The sequence below is a fragment of the Gordonia marina genome, assembly GCF_052036135.1.
Lineage (GTDB): Bacteria > Actinomycetota > Actinomycetes > Mycobacteriales > Mycobacteriaceae > Gordonia.
On record NZ_JBPSDN010000024.1, the window covers coordinates 23,876 to 43,928 of the forward strand.

Sequence of the window (20,053 nt, forward strand, 5' to 3'; positions counted from 1 at the left end):
CCTAAGTAGCCACTAGGCTGGCGGCATGTCCTCTCCGGTGACCGTCGATCGGGTGATCGCCTTCCGTATGCAGGCCCATCATCTGAGCGGACCGGCCGACGGCCTGCCCGGGGCCGCGGGCGCGATCGGGGTGCAGGACAGCCCGCCCGGCTCCGCGCTCCTCGCCCTGGCGGCGCGGCTGCCCGGGCTGACCCCGGAGGGTTTCGCCGGCGCCCTCGCCGATCGCAGCCTGCTGTCCACCTGGGGTGTCCGCGGCGCTCCGTGGGTCTTCCCGACCGCGGACCTGGACGTCTTCACCACCGGTGTCCTGCCGCCGACCGCACGCGGCCGAGAGGAACTGGTGATCGGCGTCCGGCCGGTGCTGCGGCGGCTCGGGATGTCGTTCGACGACGTCGTGTCCCTGGTCCGGGATCGGCTGGACGAGGTCCTGTCGCACCGGCGCCTGCCGATCGGACCACTCGGCACCGAGATCGCCTCGCGGATCGCTCCCGATCTCGACTCCGCGCGCCGCGCGGAGTGGGACGCCGAGGGCCCGTATTCGCCGGGGCAGCCGGCCGGCGAGGGCGTCGTGCACTTCGCCCTGCGGATCCTCACGCTGGAACAGGCCCTCTGCTTCGCACCGAGAGACGGCGACACCGCCCCGTTCGTCCTGCTCGGCGACTGGCTGGGCCCGGACCGGACACCCGGCGACGCCCCGGCCGCGCGCGCAGAACTGCTCCGCCGGTTCCTTCGCTGCTACGGCCCGGCCCGGCCGCGGGACTTCGCGTCGTGGATGGGCGTGCGGCCCGGCGACGCGGCGGGCTGGTGGGATCTGCTCGACGGGGAACTGACACCCGTCGGCCCCGGTGACAGCATCTGGATCCTCACCGAGGACCTCGATCGGTGGCGCGGCGCCCCGGAGCCGAGCGGCCTGCGATTGCTGCCGCCCCACGATCCGTACCTGCAGCAGCGCGACCGTGCGACGATCGCCGAGCCGGCGTCTCACGCGGCGATCTGGAAGACGGTGGGCGCACCCGGCGCCGTGCTGGTCGACGGCCGGGTCCGCGGGATCTGGCGGCCCCGTAAGCAGGGCCGGACGTTGACGCTGCGGGTCACCCCGTTCACCCCGTTCGACGACGGCGTGCGTGGCAAACTGGATGCGGCCGCGCATCGGATGGCGGCGTTGCGTGGCACCCCCGTGGTCCGCGTGGTGACCGAACTCTGACGGACGGGCTTCGCTGTCGGGGTCACGCGCTACTCTCGCGCCATGACACCGGACCTCTACGCGCGCCCCGCCGACTACGCCGTGCCCACGAGCTGGGATCTCGGCGACGACGCCGAGTACGTCGCCGAGCAGACCTGGCAATTCGCGTTGCGCGGGGAGAATCAGCTGGATCAGTACCTGGACCTGTTCGACGACGAACTCGACACCGCGAAGGTCTCCTCGGCGGAGGCGGCCGCGTGGTTCACCTCGGTGATCGAGGCCCGCCGCGACCAGCAGGCACGCTGGGGCCTCCCGCTCCCGCAGACGTCACTGGAACGCGCGTTCGCCGCACTCGCCGGGATCGACGTCGTCGCCCGCGGCGACTTCACCTGCTGCGGCACCTGCGGCGCGGCGGAGATCGCCGACGAGCGCGACGACACCCGGACGTGGCGTGGCTACGTGTTCTTCCACATGCAGGACACCGACGGGATCTTCGCCGACCGCACCACGTATCTCAACTACGGGATCTTTCTGCCGGCCTACTTCGAGCAGGCCGAATGGGAGAGCATGACCGATGCGCAACGGGATGAGTCGTATGCGGCGCGGACCCTCGCACTGATGAACGACGAGGTGGTTCCGCTGCTGACGCAGCACGGAATCGGCGTCGAGTGGAACGGAAGCCTGGACACCCGGATCAAACTGACTGGCGTCGACTTCCTGGCTCCGATGAACGCACCGGCCTGAGACCGGTTCAGCGACGGGGCCGCCAACTCAGGCCGGGAGACGCCCCTCGGCCACATCGAGCACCCACCGGGGTGGCTCCTTACCTTCGAGGCGGTCGATCTCGACGACGAGCTGCGCACTCTTGCGGCGCAGTGCTGGTGTGCTCCCGAACAACACCTCACCCGACTCGGCGCGCTGCCTCGCGCTCTCAGCGAGATCCGTCATGTCGTCCCCCTCTCCGATTCCCAGTGTGCCGGATGTCCGGATGTATCACCAGCGCGCGGATGAGGCCCCACTCACTCCGTGTCGCCAGCGGCGAGCGGATCAGTTCGCCCAGCACATCCAGCCCCATGAACTGCCGCCCACGATCATCGGTTCCGTACGCCTGTTCCACCGCCCACTCGTAGCGTTTCCACCATTCACTCCGGGAGTCGTACTCCGCACGCTGGGCACGATCGCGTTCCTCGGATCGTTGCCGCTGCCAGAGCGTCGCCAGTACACCGGCGGTGGCCGAGACGCCGAGTATCAGCGTGACCCACACCTGCGCGTTCACGACCGGCCGCCCCGCGCCAGCCGCCAGGTCCCGGCGGCGGTCTCGACGAGTCCCCGCACTTCCAGCATCGCCAGCGCGACACGGACCTCGTCGGCGGGCCGGGCGGCGGCGACGGCGATCTCGTCGACCGTGCGGCCGGCGCGGGCGGGCAGCGCCTCGAGCACCTCGAACTGCGCGGGTGGCAGGCCGTCCGTCGGGCGTGGCGGTGCCGGAACGTGACTGTCGTGCCCGTCCACCTCGACCAGGGCCAGCACCGATGCCGCGTCGAACACCAGGGCCGCGTCGCCGTCGGCGATCATCTGGTGACAGCCGACCGAGGTCGCCGAGGTGACCGGACCGGGCACCGCCCCGAGCGGCCGTCCCAGATGCCGCGCCCATGCCGCGGTGTTCGCCGCACCCGAACGACGCCCCGCCTCGACCACCACGAGCGCCCCGGACAGTGCCGCGACCAGCCGGTTCCGGGTGAGGAAGCGGTGCTTGGCGGCGGTCGTGCCGGGCGGGTACTCGGTGATCACCAGTCCGTGCGACGCGATCTCGGCGAGCAGTCTGTGGTGGCCGGCCGGATAGTCGCGGTCGATACCGCAGGCCAGCACCGCGAGTGTCGGGCCGCCCGCGCCGAGCGCGCCCCGGTGGGCGGCGCCGTCGATGCCGTAGGCCCCGCCGGACACCACCGTCCAGCGCTGCGCGGCGAGGTCCCCGCCGAGCCGGCCCGCCACGTGATCGCCGTACGACGACGACGCCCGCGCCCCCACCACGCCGATCGCCGACTGCGTGAACGACTCCAGCGGCGGCGCGCCCCGGACCCACAGGGCCAGCGGGGTGCCGCCGCGGGCCGCCGTGCTCGCGGTGTCCAGGGCGAGCAGTGACCAGGCGGGCCACTCGTCGTCGTCGCGCGTGACGAGCCTGGCGCCGAGCCGCGCGGCGGTATCGAGGTCGGCGGCGCCGCGGTCCACCGCGGCCCGGGCGGCGGTGGCGGTCCGCACCGCCGCATGGCCCGCGGGCAGGCTCTGGGCCTTCACCATCCGCGCCGTCTCGACGGCGCCGTGCCGGGCGACCAGCGCGATCAACGGCGCGCAGGGCGGTTCGGCCACCGCCGACAGGTACGCCCAGGCCCGTCGCTCGGCCTCGTCGGGCGTGCTCACCGGAACTCCCGATCGCGGTACATCAGCGCCTGGGCGACGTCGTCGGGCCCGGGCCGCTCCCCCGCGCGCAGGTCACACAGGGTCCACGCCAGCCGTAAAGCGCGGTCCGCGCCGCGGGCCGTCACCCGGCCCTCGCGCAGAAAACGCTCGATCGGCGCCAGCGTCTCACGGGCCAGCGGGAAGTCCTGGCGCAGAGCACTGCCCGGTACCTCGGCGTTGGTGAGCCATCCGCGTTCACGCCATCGTTCCCGGGCCCGGGTGCGCGCCTGGGCCACCCGTTGCGCGACGGTCGCGCTCGGCTCCCCGCGCGCGCTGAGCAGCATGGTGCTGCCGGGTGGTTCCATCTGCACGCGGATGTCGATGCGGTCCATCAGTGGACCGGACAGCTTGCCGAGGTAGCGGCGCCGGACGATCGACGTGCAGACGCAGTCGACGTCGTGCGCCGGCGCGCACGGACACGGGTTGGCGGCGAGTAGCAGCAGGAACCGCGACGGGTAGACGGCGTCGCCGTCGCGGCGGCTGATCTTGACGCGGCCCTCCTCCAGCGGCTGGCGCAGGCCGTCGAGCACCTTCGGCCCCATCTCGGCACACTCGTCCAGGAACAGCACCCCGCGGTGGGCGCGGGAGACGGCCCCGGGGCGCGCCATCCCGGTGCCGCCGCCGAGCAGCGCCGTCATCGACAGGCCGTGGTGCGGAGCGACGAACGGCGGGACGGTGATCAGCGGGTGGTGCGACGGCAGCGTCCCGGCGATCGAGTGGATCGCGGTCACCTCCAGTGCCTCGGCGGGCTCCAGCGGCGGCAGGATTCCCGGAATCCGGGAAGCGAGCATCGTCTTCCCGATACCCGGCGGCCCGGTCATCAGGACATGGTGGCCGCCGGCCGCGGCCACCTCGAGGGCGTGCCGGGCCTGCGCCTGCCCCACCACGTCGGCCATGTCGGGCACCGGCGGCGGGCACCCGGCGTCACCGGATTCGACGGCGTCGAGGGCGGCCTCGCCGGAGAGCCAGGCCACCACGTGCGAAAGCGACTGCGCCCCGCCGATGTCCAGTCCCTCGACCAGGGCCGCCTCCCGCGTGTTCGCCACCGGGACGACGGCCCGCCGGAAGCCGGCGTCGTACGCTGCGAGCAGCAGGGGCAGTACCCCGCGGACCGGTCGCACCCGGCCGTCGAGCGCGAGTTCTCCGAGGAATACGGTCGTCTCGAGCGAGACCTCCGCGGCGAGTCCGTCGGCGATCAGCACGGCCAGCGCCATCCCGAGGTCGAAGCCCGAACCCTCCTTGCGGGTCTGCGCCGGTGCCAGCGCGATCGTGACCTTCATCTCCGGCCACTTGAACCCGGAGTTCACGACTGCCGCGCGCACCCGGTCCTTCGCCTCGCGCAGCGATCCGTCGACGCTGCCGCTGATCGTCACGCCCGGCAGTCCGGAGGCGATGTTGCCCTGGATCTCGATCGGCGCGGCGACGATCCCGGCCAGTCCCATCGAATGCACGTTGCCCACGACTCGCATGACTCGGCCTTCAGTCCACGAGCCCGGTGTGATGGGTCAGCCGCGCGAGTGACCGATCCCCGGGCCGGTCGAGATCGAGCTGGATCGAGACGACGTCGAACCGGATGATCTCCCACCACGGCGCCCCCGGCGGTTGCGCGGCGAGCCATTGCCGCGCCAGCAGCCGCATCCGCCGCAGTTTGTCGGCGGTCACCGCGGCCACCGGATCGGTGAAGGTCCGCGATGCCCGCGTCTTCACCTCGACGATCACCAGCGTGGTCCCGTCCGCGGCGATCAGATCGAGCTCGCCGTACCGCGTCCGCCAGTTCCGGTCCAGGATCCGCCACCCCAGCCCGGCGACATGGTCCGCGGCCAGATCCTCACCGAGCCGACCCACTTGTCCACGCCGGTCGCGGCGCTCTGCGATTTCCCCCATGAATCGAGGATGAGGCCGGCCACCGGCCCTGTCACCACCGATGCGTGCGGCCCTGTGGACAACGATGGTTGTCCACAGGGCCCCACGCGAGGGTCTTGCGCCCGGGCGCCCGAGGGTCTACGGCTCGTCGGGCAGACGCAGTTCGGCGCGCTCGAGTTCCTCGATGTTCACGTCCTTGAACGTCACCACCCGGACCTGCTTCACAAAGCGCGCCGGCCGGTACATGTCCCACACCCAGGCGTCGGTCAGGTGGATCTCGAAGTAGACCTCGCCCTCGTTGTTTCGCGGGATCAGGTTGACGCCGTTGGCCAGGTAGAACCGCCGCTCGGTCTCGACGACGTAGGAGAACTGGCCGACCAGGTCCTTGTACTCGCGGTACAGGGACAGCTCCATCTCGGCTTCGTACTTCTCAAGGTCCTCAGCGCTCATTCGACAAGCCTATCGCGGACGTTTCGGTACGACATCCGGTGCACCGGCGACGGTCCGAGCCGGTCCAGACACGCCATGTGGTGGGCCGTGCTGTAGCCCTTGTGGACGGCGAAATCGTAGCCGGTGTGCACGTCGTCGAGCCCGGCCATGATCCGGTCGCGCGTCACCTTCGCCAGGATCGACGCGCCCGCGATGCACGCCGCGCTGGCGTCGCCGCCGATGACCGGGAGCGACGGCGCGGTCAGCCCGGGTACCCCGAAGCCGTCGGACAGCACATAACCGGGCCGCACCGGCAGGCCGGCGACGGCCTGCCGCATGCCGCGGATGTTGGCGACGTGGATACCGATCCGGTCGATCTCATCCGCCTCAATCACCACGACGCTGGTGGCGACCGCGTAGCGGTGCACCGCGTCGTACAGCCGGTCCCGGGTGGCGGGACTGAGCTTCTTGGAGTCGTCCAGGTCGGCCAGCGATTTGAGCTGCGTCGGCCCCAGGATGCACGCGGCCACCACCAGCGGCCCGGCGCAGGCCCCGCGCCCGGCTTCGTCGACCCCGGCGACCGGCCCGAGACCGGACCGGTCGAGGGTGAACTCCAGGGTGCGCAGCGCCGCGGCCCGGCGGACCGTCGTGCGCGGTGGCCAGCGGGTGGCCGACACGGTCGCCACCACTCGCCTACTGCGGATCGACCGCGTCGACACCGCCGAACCGGGAGAACGGATAGATGATGAAGCGGACCTTGCCGCGGATGTCCTTGACCGGCACCGTGCCGTGGAACTCGTCGTCCATGTGGTACCGGGAGTCGGCCGAATCCGAGCGGTTGTCGCCCATCACCCAGACGTTGCCCTTCGGCACGGTGACCGGCCCGAAGTCATCGCCGTAACAGCTGCCCCCGCCGGTGCCGTCATCGGTGTACTGCGCGTTCTGCAGGTTCTTGTCGATGTACGGCTCGCGCAGCGACTTACCGTTGACCGTCACACCCTTGCCGTCCGCCGCGTGGCATTCCACGGTCTGCCCCTCGGTGGCGATCACCCGTTTGACCAGGTTGTTCTCATTCGGCGGCGACAGGGCGAACCAGGACAGCACGTCCTGGATCTTGTGGATCACCGGATTGCCCGAGCGCGGCGAATTCCAGCCGCGATCCCACGAATCGCTCGGCGCCTTGAAGACGACGACGTCGCCCGGCTTCGGATCGGAGAACCGATAGGTGATCTTGTCGACGACGATACGGTCGTTGGTGCAGCCGGTGCAGCCGTGCAGGGTTGGTTCCATCGACTCGCTCGGCACCACGTACTGCCGGAAGAAGAAGGTGTTCACCACGAACATCAGAGCCAGCACGATGCCGATGACGATGGCGATCTCGCGGAGGATCCCGCCCTTGCGGCCCTTCTCCTTCTCCTCCTCGTCCGGTGTCTCGTCTTTCGCGGGGACCGTGTTCGCGGCGTCGGCGTCGTCGTCCGGCACGGCGCTGTCGCCGTCGAAGTCGTTCACGAGGATTCAGATTAGCGGGCGATGCGCCCGAAGCGCGATCGGCGCAGGTCCGGCCGGTCGCCGGCACCGCGTCACGCGCGTCCGGAGATGCACGACGGCCCCGGAGCGAGGTGCTCCGGGGCCGTCGGGACGCGTCTTGGGAAAGATCAGCGCTTTTCCTTGATCTTGGCGGCCTTGCCGCGCAGGTCGCGCAGGTAGTACAGCTTGGCGCGGCGCACGTCACCGCGGGTCACGACGTCGATCTTGGCGATGTTGGGGCTGTGCACCGGGAAGGTGCGCTCCACGCCCACGCCGAACGACACCTTGCGCACGGTGAAGGTCTCACGGATGCCGCCGCCCTGGCGGCGGATCACGGCGCCCTTGAACACCTGGATCCGCTCCTTGGAGCCCTCGATGACCTTCACGTGGACGTCGACGGTGTCGCCGGGAGCGAACTCCGGGATGTCGTCGCGGAGGGACTGCTTGTCGAGGAAGTCAAGGGTGTTCATGGTGGATCCAATCGGTGAGTGGTGCAGAGGAACCTGGCGCCCCGATCGTGGCGAAGCCGCGCGGGGACCGACCGGTTCGTGCCCGAGTCAATGGTCGATGCCCACCTGGAGCGGGCAACAGCGCTCTATTCTGCCAGACGACGCCGCGCCGGTGAAATCGCCGTGTCAGAGGGTGAAGTCGAGATCCTGGTCGTCATGGTCCCTGGTCGGCGTGCCCGGCGCGGGAGCAGCGTCCCCGGCGGCGACGGCCGTATCACCCAGCACCGCCGGTCCGGCCAGCGGCAACGGGCCGATCAGGCCGACCGCCTCGCGCACCGAGAGCAGGTAGTCCGGTGTCCGCCGCTTGTCGTCCTCCCGGGCGCCGCCGCGCCCGGCCGCCGGGGACATCGGCGACGACCCGTTCCGGCCGCCCGGTCCGCCGGTACCCGGCCCGGCCACCGGCGGAGCCGTCCGCGACGGAGCCGCCGGCGACGACGGCGAGGTCGACGGCACCGGCCCGCCGCCGCGCGGCATCGTCGATAAACCGGGTGGAACGGCCGGTACCGGCGGGACGACGACGGGTACCGCACGACCCCCGCCGCCGTCCGGCGCGGGGCGACCCCCGGCGGGCGGCCCCGAGGTGACCGGCCGCGTGTCCGGCGGCACCGAACCGGCCAGGGGCGCGGTGGTCCGCGTGCCGCCGCGCCGGTCCGGTCCGGGCGCCCCGCCGGTCGGGGCCGGGGTGTTCTCCGATCGCGGAGAGGGCGTGGGGTCTCCGCCGCCCCGGCGCACACCGGTGCCGGGCGTGACCGCGGTCTTGCGCACGAGGTCCCCCGCGGTGGGCGCCGGGGCCGCGGGCGCCGTGCCGGCCGGGATCATGGTCGCGGGCGACGGTGCGACGCCGCCCGCACCGGGCACCGCGGCGGCGGGCCCGAGTCCGCGTACCGGTGGCGGCGCGGCCGGGTGCAGCCCGTCCGCGTGCCCGCCGATCGGTTCGCTGTAGACCCCGGTCATCAGGGACGACACCGAGGCCTTGGTGACGAATTCGGGTTGCCCGGTGCGGTTCCCGAACGCCCAGAGTGCCACGATCTGGGCCCGCGATGCGGTCGACATCATGAGCGCCTGCGCACCGCTGGTGAGGGCACCGTGGGCGGGTTCGAGTCCCTGGGCCGCGCCCTGGACCTGATCGCCGAGGCTCAGCCCGGCGGCGTCGGCACCGACCGCTCCGTCTCCCACCAGCCCGTCGACCTGGGAGAATCTACCGGCCAGCCGTCCCGCGATCTGACCGGCGGCCGACGCGATTCTGGCGAGTTCGGCGCCGTCCGCGGCCGCGCCACCCGGATCCATCGAATCGAGGCGGCCCAGCACGGCGCCGAGTTCGACGAACCAATCGGAGCGCGGTGTCATGACGGTTAGACGCAGCGAGCGCCCATCCGGTTCCATGACACGCGGTCTCAGAGCAGATCGGGGCGACGCTCGCGGGTCCGTTCGAGAGACTGCTCGTGCCGCCAGGCGGCGACCTTCGCATGATCGCCGGAAAGCAGTACCGGCGGCACCTCCAGGTCGCGCCACACCTTCGGGCGTGTATAGCTCGGGCCCTCCAGCAGACCGTCGGAGAAGGAGTCCTCCCGGTGCGACTGCGGATTCCCGATCACGCCGGGGATCAGCCGCGTGGTGGCCTCGACCATGGCGAGTACCGCGACCTCACCGCCGATCAGCACGAAGTCGCCCAGCGACACCTCTTCGACGCGGACACGCCGCGCGGCGTCGTCGAACACCCGCTGGTCGATGCCCTCGTAGCGGCCGCACGCGAACACCAGGTGTGCCTCGGTACTCCACCGCTCCGCGGTCGCCTGGGTGAACGGCACCCCGGCCGGGGTCGGCACCACGAGCAGCGCCTCGTCGGGGCACACTGCGTCGAGCGCGGGACCCCAGACCTCGGGCTTCATCACCATGCCGGGGCCGCCGCCGTACGGCTGGTCGTCGACGCTGCGGTGGACGTCATGCGTCCACTCCCGCAGGTCGTGAACGCCGATCTGGAGAACACCGGCGTCGACGGCCTTACCGAGCAGCGCGACCCGCATCGGGTCCAGATATTCCGGGAAGATGGTGACGACGTCGATCCGCACGCCGCTACCCCGCGCTCCCCGAGTCGCGCTCCGAGCCTGTCGTCTCGCCCCCTGAGCCCGTCGAAGGGTCAAGCAGTCCCTCGGGCGGATCGACCACGACGCCCTCGCGGCTCACCGTCGGCACGATCTCCGTCACGAACGGGATCAGGACCTCGGCGCCCGCGGGCGTCGCCACCGACAGGATCTCGCCGCCGGGCAGATGCAGGACGTCGGCGATCTCGCCGACCGCGTCACCGTCGACCGTGCTGACCGGCAGGCCGATCAGCTCGTGGTCGTAGAACTCGTCCGGGTCGTCGCCGGAGTCGACGTCGGCCGCGTCGATCAGGAACAGCGTGCCGCGCAGCGCGTCACCGGCGGTGCGATCGCCGACGCCCGCCAGGGACACGAGCAGCCGCCCGGCATGAGGCCGGGCGGCTGTCACCGTGTAGTTCTTCTCGCCGCCGCCCTTGGGGGCGCGGCCGCGCAGCACCGTGCCCACGGCGAAACGCTCGCCGGGGTCGTCGGTGCGCACATCGACGACGAGTTCACCGCGCACACCGTGGGTTTTGGCCACACGGCCGATCACCAGATCCATCGACGGTGTCCTCGCGAGCCGGTCAGCGGTCGGTGTCGACGATGTCGACGCGCATCCCGCGGCCGCCGACGCCGGCGACCAGGGTCCGCAGCGCGGTGGCGGTCCGGCCGTTGCGGCCGATCACCTTGCCGAGGTCCTCCGGGTTCACGTGCACCTCGATCATCCGGCCGCGACGGCCGGTGATGAGCTCGACGCGCACGTCGTCGGGATTGGCGACGATGCCGCGCACCAGGTGCTCGACGGCGTCGGCAATGACGGCACTCACTTGTCGTCGCCCGCCAGGGCCTCGGCGACCTTCTCGACGACCTCTTCGGCCTTCTCGACCGCGGCCTCGACGGCCTCTTCGACCTTCTCCGCGACCTCTTCGACGGCACCCTTCTTGGCGGGCTTCTTCTTGGCGGTGGTGGCCTCGGCGACCGGCTCGTTGTCGGCGGCGGCCAGCGCGGCGGCGAACAGCTCCTGCTTGGTCGGCTTCGGCTCGGCGACCTTCAGGGTGCCCTCGGCGCCCGGCAGGCCCTTGAACTTCTGCCAGTCACCGGTCACCTTGAGCAGGTTCAGGACGGCGTCGGTCGGCTGGGCGCCGACACCGAGCCAGTACTGCGCGCGCTCGGAGTCGATCACGATCAGCGAGGGCTCTTCCTTCGGGTGGTACTTGCCAATGGTCTCGATGGCACGACCGTCACGACGGGTGCGGGCATCGGCGACGACGACGCGGTACTGGGGGTTGCGGATCTTGCCGAGACGGGTGAGCTTGATCTTGACAGCCATGTGAAATCCTTCATGTCACAGCGCAATTCAGCGATCCGCACGGGAGTGGCGGATCCGGTTTTGCGATCTCTTACGGGGTGACCGCCGGTCGGCCGTGGCCGGTTCCGGCGAACCAACCGGCCATTCTGCCAGATCGGGCGAGCGCGGCCAAAACGCTCCGCCGGCTACAGATCCAGCTTCTCCCAGGCGGTCGCGGCGTCCTCGCGCACGGCCGCCGGTCCCCCGCGCAGCCAGGCCGTCATGAGGCCGGCGACCCGGTCGGCGGTATCCACGCTCGTGCGGAAGTGCCGTCCCGCTGAGCCGTCGCGGTACTCGACGTCGTACGCGTCGTAGGTCTGGCGCATGGTCTGGCAGTAGAACTCGGGGCCGGTCTCGACGATCAGGAAGTCGTCCACCCGCAGGCGCCCGCAGAGATGTTCCACGGCCGCGGGTGTGATCACCGGATAGTCGCCCTCGGTGCGGGACGTCATCACGCCGTCGACGGCCGTGCGCGGATCGAGGAGGACGCCGTTTTGCGGGTCGTACACGGCGAAGCCCGCCGGCAGCGCCTCGGTGAGCGTCGCGTCCCGCGCCGCCTGAATCCGGCTGAACGGTGACGGCACGATCACCACGTCGCCCTCGGCGTCGAGCGGCGAGCAGGACAGGAACCCCGAGTCGTCGTCGCCCGGATCGCGTGCGGTGATCCGATCGGCCACGGCCTGCGCCGCCGCCTGCCCGGTCCGGCCCCATTCACCGGCGACGTGGGCTTCGGCGGCGGACGCATCGGCGCAGTGTTCGGCGGGCAGGATCCAGAGGTCGTAGCTCACAGTCGCCAGGCTAACGCGAGCAAGGCCGCACCTGCCGGATTCGCGGCGCGGTACCCCCGGCTGGTTAGACTCGCGACAGGTGTGCCGCCCGGTCGCACCGCAGCACGCAGTCGAGACGACGAGGAACGGAGAGCGACACCCATGCTCAACGCCCTCGCGTACGCCTTCGTGGACGCGGTGAACGTCCTGCTGATCGGCGTGCTGGTGGCGCTGGCGATGATGCTGCCGCCGGGCCGCTACCGCTGGATCGCCGGTCTGCTGGTCTTCGGCGACTGGCTCGGCGTGTTCCTGCTCGCCACGATCACGCTGCTCGTGTTCGACGGCATCGGCGACTTCGTCAAACACATCGTCACCTCACCGGTGTTCGGCATCCTGCTGATCCTGACCGGCGTGGTCACCGCGGTGCTGACCTACCGCGGCGGCGATTCCTCGGACCTGGTCGAGAAGATCCTGCGACCGCTACGCACACCGTCGCCGCTGACCGTGCTCGTCGGAATGATCCTCGGCGGCATCCAGTCGGCCACCTCGGTCCCGTTCTTCGCCGGCCTGGCCGTGCTCTCGGCGAGCGACATCCCGGCCGCCGAACGCTACGCCGGCCTGTTCCTCTTCGCCACCGTCGCCCTCAGCCTGCCGATCCTGGCCGCGCTGTTCCTGGGTGTCGTACGGCGGTTCCCGCACTCCTGGGTCGGCCGCCTCTTCGCGACGGCCCGCGCCAACCAGGGCGTCGTCGCCCGCGGCGCCGGCTGGCTCGTGTCGGCCCTGCTGATCGTGATCGGCATCATCCGCCTGCTGTAGACGCGGCCTGTCGTGGAACCGAATCGCGACGACGTGCGTCCAACAGACGTGAGTATCTCCAGCACAACCCCGCCGGCAGACCTCGCAGATGTCGTGTAGCACAGATGTCCGGCTCAACGGGCTGTCTAGGGTCTGTCCGGCTCAACGGGCTGTCCACCTGCCCGGCTCGACGAGCTGGCCGACAGCCCCTTGAGCCCTTCGACTTCGCTCAGGAACCACCGGTCGAGGCGCTAGCCGAGACCGTGTCGAAAGGACGACCGGAACCGGGTCAGGAAAGGCGGGCGCCGCCGCAGACGATGTGGCGCGGGGTGCGCAGCGCGGTGACGGACCCGGCGGGGTCGGAGTCCAGGACCAGGAAGTCGGCGCGCGCGCGGTGATCCAGAGCGTCGACGCCCAGCCAGCGGCGTGGAGCGATGGACGACGTGGCCAGCGCCTCCAGCGGCGAGAACCCGATCCCGGTCAGCGCCTGCACCTCGTCCACGATGCGCCCGTGCTCCACGAAGCCACCCGCGTCGGTACCCGCGTAGATCGCCACTCCCGCTTCCCGGGCGGCGGCGTACACCGATCCCGCCTCGGCGTAGAGCTTGCGCATGTTCGCCTGGTACACCGGGAACCGGTCGGCGCCGTCGGCGATCCCCGGGAAGTTCTCCACCTGGATCAGCGTCGGCACCAGCGCGATCTTCCGGGCCACCAGCTCGTCGATCAGGTCCGGCGTGAGGCCGGTGCCGTGCTCGATCGAATCGAAGCCGGCGCCGATGATGTCGGGCAGGGCGTCGTAGCCGAAGACGTGCGCGGTGATCCGGGCGCCCGCCGCGTGCGCCGCGGCCACCGCCGAGTCGAGCTGGGCCCGGGTCCACAGCGGCGCGAGGTCGCCGGCCTCGCGGTCGATCCAGTCCCCGACCAGCTTCACCCAGCCGTCGCCGGCCGCGGCCTGCCTGCGCACCTCGTCGGCCAGGAGTCCGGGATCGTCGAGTTCGACGCCGTAGTCGCGCAGGTAGCGCTTGGGTCGCGCGATGTGCTTGCCCGCCCGCAGGAAGCGGGGACCGTGGGCGTCGCCGTCGAGCGGGTGGGTGTCGACGGGCGAGCCGACCTCGCGGATCAGCAGCGCCCCGGCGCGGGCGTCCTGCGCGGCGAAACCGCGCGCCTGCTCGATGGTCACCCCGAGACCGGGCGCGATGCCGACGTGGTTGTGGGCGTCGACCAGCCCGGGCACGATCCACCCGCCGTCGGACACCGTCTCGGCCCCGGCGACCGGCTCGGTCGAGAGCCGTCCGCCGTCGACCCAGAGGTCCAGCGTCTCGCCGGTGAAGGGATCGATTCCCCGGTAGTGTTCGGCGCCCACGATCGCGGCCTACTTCTTCGGCAGCTTCAGGTTGTTCAGGTCGATGCCCTCCAGGCCGGGCGGGAGCTGGTCGAGCCCGGGCGGCATCTGCGACAGATCCATGCCCGGCGGCATGCCCATCGGCATCCCCGGCATCCCCATGCCCGGCATGCCGCCGCGCATCGCCTTCGGCGGCGTCGGTCCGCGGCCCTTGCCCTTGCGCCCCTTGGCGCCCTTCTTGCCCTTGCGGTTGTTCCGCCGCCCGCCGCCGGGCATGCCCATCATCCGGCCGGACATCTGCGACATCATCTTGCGGGCCGCGAAGAAGCGGTCCACCAGCTGATTCACGTCGGTCACGGTGACGCCGGAGCCCTTCGCGATGCGGATGCGGCGCGAAGCGTTGATGATCTTCGGATCGGCACGCTCGGCCGGGGTCATACCGCGGATGATCGCCTGGATCTTGTCGAGTTGCTTGTCGTCGACCTGTGCGAGGGCGTCCTTCATGTCCCCCGCGCCGGGCAGCATGCCGAGCAGGTTCCCGATGGGGCCCATCTTGCGGATCATCAGCATCTGCTCGAGGAAGTCCTCCAGGGTCAGTTCGCCCTGGCTGATCTTCTCGGCGGCCTTCTCCGCCTCGGCGGCGTCCCAGTGCTGTTCGGCCTGCTCGATGAGGGAGAGCACGTCGCCCATGCCGAGGATGCGGCTGGACATGCGGTCGGGATGGAAGACGTCGAACTCGTCGAGCTTCTCACCGGTCGACGCGAACATGATCGGCCGGCCGGTCACCTCGCGCACCGACAGCGCGGCGCCGCCGCGGGCGTCGCCGTCGAGCTTGGTCAGGACCACGCCGGTGAAGTCGACGCCCTCGGCGAAGGCCTGCGCGGTGGTCACCGCGTCCTGGCCGATCATCGCGTCGAGGACGAACAGCACCTCGTCCGGGTCGGTGGCATCGCGGATGTCCGACGCCTGGCGCATCAGCACCTCGTCGATGCCGAGGCGGCCTGCGGTGTCGATGATGACCACGTCGTACTGCTTCTCGCGGGCGAACTCCACACCGGCGGTCGCGACGGCGACCGGATCGCCGGAGCCGTCGACGCCGAGGGCGCCCTCGCCGCCGACCGCGGTGCCCGGGTTCGGCGCGAACACCGGCACCCCGGCCCGCTCGCCGACGATCTGCAACTGCTGGACGGCGCCCGGGCGCTGCAGGTCACAGGCCACCAGCACCGGGGTGTGCCCCTGCTTGGTGAGCCAGTGCGACAGCTTGCCGGCGAGCGTCGTCTTACCGGCGCCCTGCAGGCCGGCCAGCATGATGACCGTCGGCGGGTTCTTCGCCAGCTGCAGGCGGCGGGTCTCGCCGCCGAGGATCCCGATCAGTTCCTCGTTGACGATCTTGACGATCTGCTGCGCCGGGTTCAGCGCACCGGAGACCTCCTGGCCCTTGGCACGCGTCTTGATCCGCGCGATGAACGCCCGGACCACCGGCAGCGAGACGTCCGCCTCGAGCAGCGCCAGCCGGATCTCCCGCGCGGTGGCATCGATGTCGGCGTCGGTGAGCCGGCCCTTGCCGCGCAGGTCCTTGAGGGCACCGGTCAACCGGTCGGAAAGAGACTCGAACATTCCCCCATCTTTCCATGGTCGGCGCGGCCGTCACAGCACGGGGACCGCCGGGGCCGGACAGACGCGCAGCACCGCCGCGGCGAGATCGTCGCGCACGGCCGGCGTATCTCGGGACAGCCGGACGCAGAAGGTGTCGATCACCGTGGAACCGAGCGTGGTGACCGTCGCCCAGACGATGTCGGCCCCGGCCCGTTCCAGCACCGCCGCGATCCGGGCCAGCAGACCGGCGCGGTCGGCGGCACGCACCTCCAGCAGCAGCGAGCCGGTGGCCGGATCGACCACCCACGACGCCCGCGGTGGCGCGAGCACCGGCGGCGCCCCCTCACCGGCGAGCGAGGCGAGCACGTCGCCGCCGCTCTCCAGCGCGCTCCGCAGCCGCTGCCGCAGCACCTGCACGTCCGGCGGGTCGCCGAAGGCCGGCGTCACCACGAAGGTGTTCACCGCATGCCCGTCGTGGCTGCGGACCTGCGCGGAATGGGTCGCCAGGCCCGACGCGGCCAGCACCCCGGCCATCCGGGACAGCAGTCCCGGCCGGTCCGGGGAGACCATCGTCGCGACGTAGGTGGTGGGCCCGTCGCCGGCTTCCAGCCGGACGTGCAGTCCACCCTCCTCGGCCAGCGCCCGCTGCTCGTCGGTCAGCGGCTCGGGGGCCGTGACCTCGCCGCCGCCGATCACCTCCAGTACCCGCGCCGTCAGGCCCGCGACGAGACCGGCCTTCCAGTCGCTCCACACCCCGGTGCCGGTGGCCTCCCCGTCGGCCTGCGCCAGCGCCCCGAGCAGTTCGACGAGCACCCGGTCGTGATCGAGGGTCTGCGCGACCGACTCGACCACCTTCGGATCGGTCGGATCGCGCCGCGTGGCCACCGAGGGCAGCACCAGGTGGTGCCGGACCACGGCGGACAGCGTGGCCACGTCCTGCGGCCACAGGCCCAGACGGCGGCCGATGTCGACGGCCAGCTCGGCACCGATCTCACTGTGATCGCCGCCGCGGCCCTTGCCGATGTCGTGGATCAGCGCGCCGAGCAGCAGCAGGTCCGGGCGGGACACGCTGGTGGTCAACGACGCCGCACCGATCACCGTCTCGATCAGGTGGCGGTCGACCGTCCAGGTGTGCACCGGATCGCGCGGCGCGAGGTCGCGGATCGTCGCCCACTCCGGGAACAGCCCACCCCACAGCCCGATGCGGTCGAGCGCCTCGACCGTCCGGGCCATCGGCCGGCCCGCCGACAGCAGGACCAGCAGATCGGCCAGCGGCTCGGCGCGCAGCGGCACCTCCGGTGCGGGCGCGTACCGGGCGAGTCGTTCCAGGGCGGGACCGTTGATCGGCAGGTCGTGCTGCGCCGACGCCGCGGCCACCCGGAACACCAGGCCCGCGTCCTGACTCGGAATCACCGAGCGGGCCAGAGCCACCTCGCCGTCGTGCTCCACGACACCCTCGTCGAGCGGTTTGCGGATGGGGAGCCGCCGGAAGCGCGAGAGTCCGCGCCGGCCGACCGCACTACTCGCCGTCCGGATCCCGGTGGCGACCGCGAACTCGATGGTCCGGCCCGCGTCGCTGAGCAGGCCGGCGAGCTCGAACCGGTCCTCGAGCCCGAGAGCCGCCGCCAACTGCTCGGCGTCCTGGGCCTGCAACCGGTCCCGCGCCCGGCCGGTGATGAGTTGCTGCTGCGTCCGGACGTCGAGCAACCGCCGGTAGGCCGCGGCGACCGGCGAGTCCGGCTGATCGGCGCGCAGCCGGACCAGCCCGTCGGTGAGCTGGGCCAGCGCCAGCGCACCCAGCAACTGAACGTCGCGCAGTCCGCCCCGGCCGTGTTTGAGATCCGGGGTGGCGTGCTGGGCGATGTCCCCGGCCCGCTCCCAGCGCTGCCGGGTGAGCTCGAGGACTTCCGGCAGCCGGAGTCGTGCCTCCACGCGCCACAGGTTGCGGACCGACGCGATCATCAGCGCGGCCAGGTCGCTGTCGCCCGCGATGAATCGCGCGTCGAGCAGTCCCAGTGCGGCGGTCGGTTCGTCCCGCGCCACCTGCAACGCCGCCGGGATGGTCCGCACGCTGTGGTCCAGCGCCACGCCCGAATCCCAGATCGGGTACCAGAGTCCCTCGGCGATGGTCTCCAGCCGGTCCGGATACCGGTCGTCGTGCACCAGCACCAGGTCCAGGTCCGAGCCGGGCACCGTCTCCCGCCGCCCGAGCGCCCCGACCGCGACGACGGCGAATCCGCTGCCCTCCGTCAGCCCCAGCGCGGCGGCCTGCTCGACGATCCAGTCCTCATACGCGCCGGTGAGGCGCTCGCGGAGCGCCTCACCGGCCATCGTGTCGGGCGGAAAATCGGCCAGGACGCCCGCGCGGGCCTCAGAGAGCTTCGCTGCCGCGTTCACCGGTACGCACCCGGATCACTTTCTCGACCGGCGACACCCACACCTTGCCGTCGCCGATCTTGCCGGTCCGGGCCGCCTCCACGATCGCGTCGGTCACCTGGTCGGCGTCCTCGTCGTCGACGACGACCTCGACGCGCACCTTCGGGACGAAGTCGACGGCGTACTCGGCACCGCGGTAGACCTCGGTGTGTCCCTTCTGGCGGCCGTAGCCCTGCACCTCGCTGACCGTCATTCCGACGATTCCGAGTTCCTCCAGGGCGGACTTGACGTCCTCCAGGGTGAACGGCTTGATGATGGCGGTGATCAGCTTCATGAGTGGTCCCTTTCTGTTCTGCGGTCGAGCGTAGTTCGCCGCGACATCACGCCGGCTCGTACGCGGTCTCGGCGTGCTCGGCGGAGTCGATGCCGGTGGCCTCGGCCTCCCGGTCGACACGCCAGCCGAGCGGCTTCAGGGCGTAGGCGATGATCGTGGTCAGCACTCCGGTGAAGACCAGCGCGAACAGCGCGATCACCACCTGTACCGCGAGCTGCTTGGGGTTGTGGCCGTAGAACAGGCCGCTGTCCTTGGCCAGCAGGCCGATGGCGACGGTGCCCCACAGGCCGGACACCAGGTGGACGCCGACCACGTCGAGCGAGTCGTCGTAGCCGAGCTTGTTCTTCAGGCCGATGGCCAGCGCCGACAGCACACCGGCGACGACGCCGAGGCCGATCGAGCCGGACGGGGTCAGCGCCCCGCAGGCCGGGGTGATGGCGACCAGGCCGGCGACGATGCCCGACGCGGCGCCCACCGAGGTGGCGTGACCGTCGCGGAACCACTCCACCGCGAGCCAGCCGATGATCGCCGCCGCGGTGGCGACGGTGGTGTTGACCCAGACCAGGCCTGCGGTGGCGTCGGCGCCGAGCTCACTGCCGGCGTTGAAGCCGAACCAGCCGAACCACAGCAGCGCCGCACCGAGCATGACGAACGGGATGTTGTGCGGGCGGTACGCGGTGCGCCCGAAGCCCATCCGCTTGCCGACCACCAGTGCCAGCACCAGGCCGGCCATACCGGCGTTGATGTGCACCACGGTGCCGCCGGCGAAGTCGATCGGCGCGACGTTCGCCTCGCCGTCGGTGACTCCGAACATCCAGGCGGCGAAGCCGGTCTTGGCGTTCGACATCAGGCCGCCGCCCCACACCATGTGTGCCAGTGGCAGGTAGACGATCACGGTGAACAAGATGGTGAAGAGAACCCAGGTGGAGAACTTGGCGCGCTCGGCGATCGCACCGCTGATCAGCGCGACGGTGATCACCGCGAAGGTCAGCTGGAAGGCCATGAAGACGATCGCCGGGATCCCGGTGCTCCCCCACATCACCACGTGGGTCGCACCGTCGACGACCTTGGTGGCCATCAACTGGTCGGATCCCCACAGCGCGAACGGGTTTGAGAACAGACCAGCGATGTCGTTGCTGCCGGTCAGCGAGTTGCCGAACGACATCGAGAAGCCGAACAGGACGTAGATGATCGAGACGGTCGCCAGCGCGGCGAACGACATCATCATCATGTTGAGCACCGACTTGCCGCGGCACAGGCCTCCGTAGAAGAAGGCCAGGGCCGGGGTCATCAGCAGCACGAGTGCCGCGCTCATGATCACCCAGGCGGTGTCACCGGTATCGAACGTTCCGAAGACGCTCTCGGGTAAAGCCGTGGTCACGGGGAAACCTCCTCATCTGCGCCGGTTCCGGCGTGTGAGGAGACCTTCCCGCGATCAGGTTTCCC

Annotated in this window: 23 protein-coding genes; 3 read left to right on the plus strand and 20 right to left on the minus strand. The window is 71.1% G+C overall.

Annotation, left to right across the window (positions count from 1 at the left end; genetic code table 11):
* Window positions 1-25: 25 nt before the first annotated feature.
* Together ACSEEN_RS14975 and ACSEEN_RS14980 are read left to right on the plus strand one after the other, a co-directional pair.
* On the plus strand, window positions 26-1,204 hold the full coding sequence (locus ACSEEN_RS14975; RefSeq protein ID WP_440713606.1) for a winged helix DNA-binding domain-containing protein: 1,179 nt from the start codon (window positions 26-28) through the stop codon (window positions 1,202-1,204).
* A gap of 42 nt (window positions 1,205-1,246) precedes the next feature.
* A complete protein-coding gene (locus tag ACSEEN_RS14980; RefSeq protein ID WP_440713607.1) occupies window positions 1,247-1,927 on the plus strand; it encodes a DUF6891 domain-containing protein in 681 nt (226 codons plus the stop codon).
* A 27-nt stretch (window positions 1,928-1,954) separates the two neighbouring features.
* Here the strand turns inward: ACSEEN_RS14980 and ACSEEN_RS14985 are convergent, their stop codons facing one another.
* From ACSEEN_RS14985 to ACSEEN_RS15055, 15 genes are all read right to left on the minus strand, one after another.
* Window positions 1,955-2,131, minus strand: a complete 177-nt coding sequence (locus ACSEEN_RS14985; RefSeq protein ID WP_440713608.1) for a hypothetical protein — start codon at window positions 2,129-2,131, stop codon at window positions 1,955-1,957.
* Window positions 2,115-2,459: a hypothetical protein gene (locus ACSEEN_RS14990; protein WP_440713609.1), complete on the minus strand. Its 345-nt coding sequence runs from the start codon at window positions 2,457-2,459 to the stop codon at window positions 2,115-2,117. The genes ACSEEN_RS14985 and ACSEEN_RS14990 overlap by 17 nt, the downstream gene beginning before the upstream one ends.
* Window positions 2,456-3,601, minus strand: a complete 1,146-nt coding sequence (gene dprA / locus ACSEEN_RS14995) for a DNA-processing protein DprA (protein ID WP_440713610.1) — start codon at window positions 3,599-3,601, stop codon at window positions 2,456-2,458. Before dprA ends, ACSEEN_RS14990 begins: the two co-directional genes overlap by 4 nt.
* A complete protein-coding gene (locus tag ACSEEN_RS15000) occupies window positions 3,598-5,109 on the minus strand; it encodes a YifB family Mg chelatase-like AAA ATPase (protein WP_440713611.1) in 1,512 nt (503 codons plus the stop codon). Before ACSEEN_RS15000 ends, dprA begins: the two co-directional genes overlap by 4 nt.
* A gap of 10 nt (window positions 5,110-5,119) precedes the next feature.
* Window positions 5,120-5,524 carry a YraN family protein gene (locus tag ACSEEN_RS15005; protein WP_247867509.1) on the minus strand — a complete coding sequence of 135 codons (405 nt, stop codon included), beginning with the start codon at window positions 5,522-5,524 and terminating at the stop codon, window positions 5,120-5,122.
* Between the two features lie 117 nt (window positions 5,525-5,641).
* Window positions 5,642-5,953, minus strand: a complete 312-nt coding sequence (locus ACSEEN_RS15010; protein ID WP_247867507.1) for a DUF2469 domain-containing protein — start codon at window positions 5,951-5,953, stop codon at window positions 5,642-5,644.
* The gene (locus ACSEEN_RS15015; RefSeq protein WP_247867982.1) at window positions 5,950-6,609 is read right to left on the minus strand and encodes a ribonuclease HII; all 660 of its coding nucleotides are present in this window, start codon (window positions 6,607-6,609) and stop codon (window positions 5,950-5,952) included. The genes ACSEEN_RS15010 and ACSEEN_RS15015 overlap by 4 nt, the downstream gene beginning before the upstream one ends.
* Before the next feature lie 16 nt (window positions 6,610-6,625).
* A complete protein-coding gene (lepB, locus tag ACSEEN_RS15020) occupies window positions 6,626-7,441 on the minus strand; it encodes a signal peptidase I (RefSeq protein ID WP_371307952.1) in 816 nt (271 codons plus the stop codon).
* Between the two features lie 146 nt (window positions 7,442-7,587).
* A complete protein-coding gene (gene rplS / locus ACSEEN_RS15025) occupies window positions 7,588-7,929 on the minus strand; it encodes a 50S ribosomal protein L19 (protein WP_298441779.1) in 342 nt (113 codons plus the stop codon).
* A 165-nt stretch (window positions 7,930-8,094) separates the two neighbouring features.
* Window positions 8,095-9,315, minus strand: coding sequence for a hypothetical protein (locus tag ACSEEN_RS15030; RefSeq protein ID WP_440713612.1), 1,221 nt, complete (start codon window positions 9,313-9,315; stop codon window positions 8,095-8,097).
* A 47-nt stretch (window positions 9,316-9,362) separates the two neighbouring features.
* A complete protein-coding gene (trmD, locus tag ACSEEN_RS15035) occupies window positions 9,363-10,037 on the minus strand; it encodes a tRNA (guanosine(37)-N1)-methyltransferase TrmD (protein ID WP_298441902.1) in 675 nt (224 codons plus the stop codon).
* Window positions 10,038-10,041: 4 nt separating this feature from the next.
* On the minus strand, window positions 10,042-10,611 hold the full coding sequence (rimM, locus tag ACSEEN_RS15040) for a ribosome maturation factor RimM (protein WP_440713613.1): 570 nt from the start codon (window positions 10,609-10,611) through the stop codon (window positions 10,042-10,044).
* 22 nt (window positions 10,612-10,633) lie between these two features.
* Complete coding sequence (locus ACSEEN_RS15045) at window positions 10,634-10,876, minus strand: RNA-binding protein (protein ID WP_247867497.1); 243 nt, start codon at window positions 10,874-10,876, stop codon at window positions 10,634-10,636.
* Complete coding sequence (gene rpsP / locus ACSEEN_RS15050) at window positions 10,873-11,379, minus strand: 30S ribosomal protein S16 (RefSeq protein ID WP_247867496.1); 507 nt, start codon at window positions 11,377-11,379, stop codon at window positions 10,873-10,875. Before rpsP ends, ACSEEN_RS15045 begins: the two co-directional genes overlap by 4 nt.
* 164 nt (window positions 11,380-11,543) lie before the next feature.
* Complete coding sequence (locus tag ACSEEN_RS15055) at window positions 11,544-12,185, minus strand: hypothetical protein (RefSeq protein WP_440713614.1); 642 nt, start codon at window positions 12,183-12,185, stop codon at window positions 11,544-11,546.
* A gap of 141 nt (window positions 12,186-12,326) precedes the next feature.
* Between ACSEEN_RS15055 and ACSEEN_RS15060 the strand changes: the two genes are divergently transcribed.
* A complete protein-coding gene (locus ACSEEN_RS15060; RefSeq protein WP_440713615.1) occupies window positions 12,327-12,980 on the plus strand; it encodes a hypothetical protein in 654 nt (217 codons plus the stop codon).
* Window positions 12,981-13,248: 268 nt separating this feature from the next.
* Here ACSEEN_RS15060 and ACSEEN_RS15065 read toward each other — a convergent pair whose 3' ends face one another.
* Genes ACSEEN_RS15065 through ACSEEN_RS15085 form a run of 5 tightly spaced genes read right to left on the minus strand, consistent with a single transcriptional unit; the run spans window position 13,249 to window position 19,988 of the window.
* The gene (locus ACSEEN_RS15065) at window positions 13,249-14,322 is read right to left on the minus strand and encodes an amidohydrolase family protein (RefSeq protein WP_440713616.1); all 1,074 of its coding nucleotides are present in this window, start codon (window positions 14,320-14,322) and stop codon (window positions 13,249-13,251) included.
* A 9-nt stretch (window positions 14,323-14,331) separates the two neighbouring features.
* On the minus strand, window positions 14,332-15,918 hold the full coding sequence (ffh, locus tag ACSEEN_RS15070) for a signal recognition particle protein (RefSeq protein ID WP_247867487.1): 1,587 nt from the start codon (window positions 15,916-15,918) through the stop codon (window positions 14,332-14,334).
* Between the two features lie 30 nt (window positions 15,919-15,948).
* On the minus strand, window positions 15,949-18,294 hold the full coding sequence (locus ACSEEN_RS15075; protein WP_440713617.1) for a [protein-PII] uridylyltransferase: 2,346 nt from the start codon (window positions 18,292-18,294) through the stop codon (window positions 15,949-15,951).
* Window positions 18,269-18,607 carry a P-II family nitrogen regulator gene (locus tag ACSEEN_RS15080; protein ID WP_247867485.1) on the minus strand — a complete coding sequence of 113 codons (339 nt, stop codon included), beginning with the start codon at window positions 18,605-18,607 and terminating at the stop codon, window positions 18,269-18,271. Before ACSEEN_RS15080 ends, ACSEEN_RS15075 begins: the two co-directional genes overlap by 26 nt.
* Before the next feature lie 46 nt (window positions 18,608-18,653).
* On the minus strand, window positions 18,654-19,988 hold the full coding sequence (locus ACSEEN_RS15085) for an ammonium transporter (RefSeq protein ID WP_247867484.1): 1,335 nt from the start codon (window positions 19,986-19,988) through the stop codon (window positions 18,654-18,656).
* Window positions 19,989-20,053: the final 65 nt, after the last annotated feature.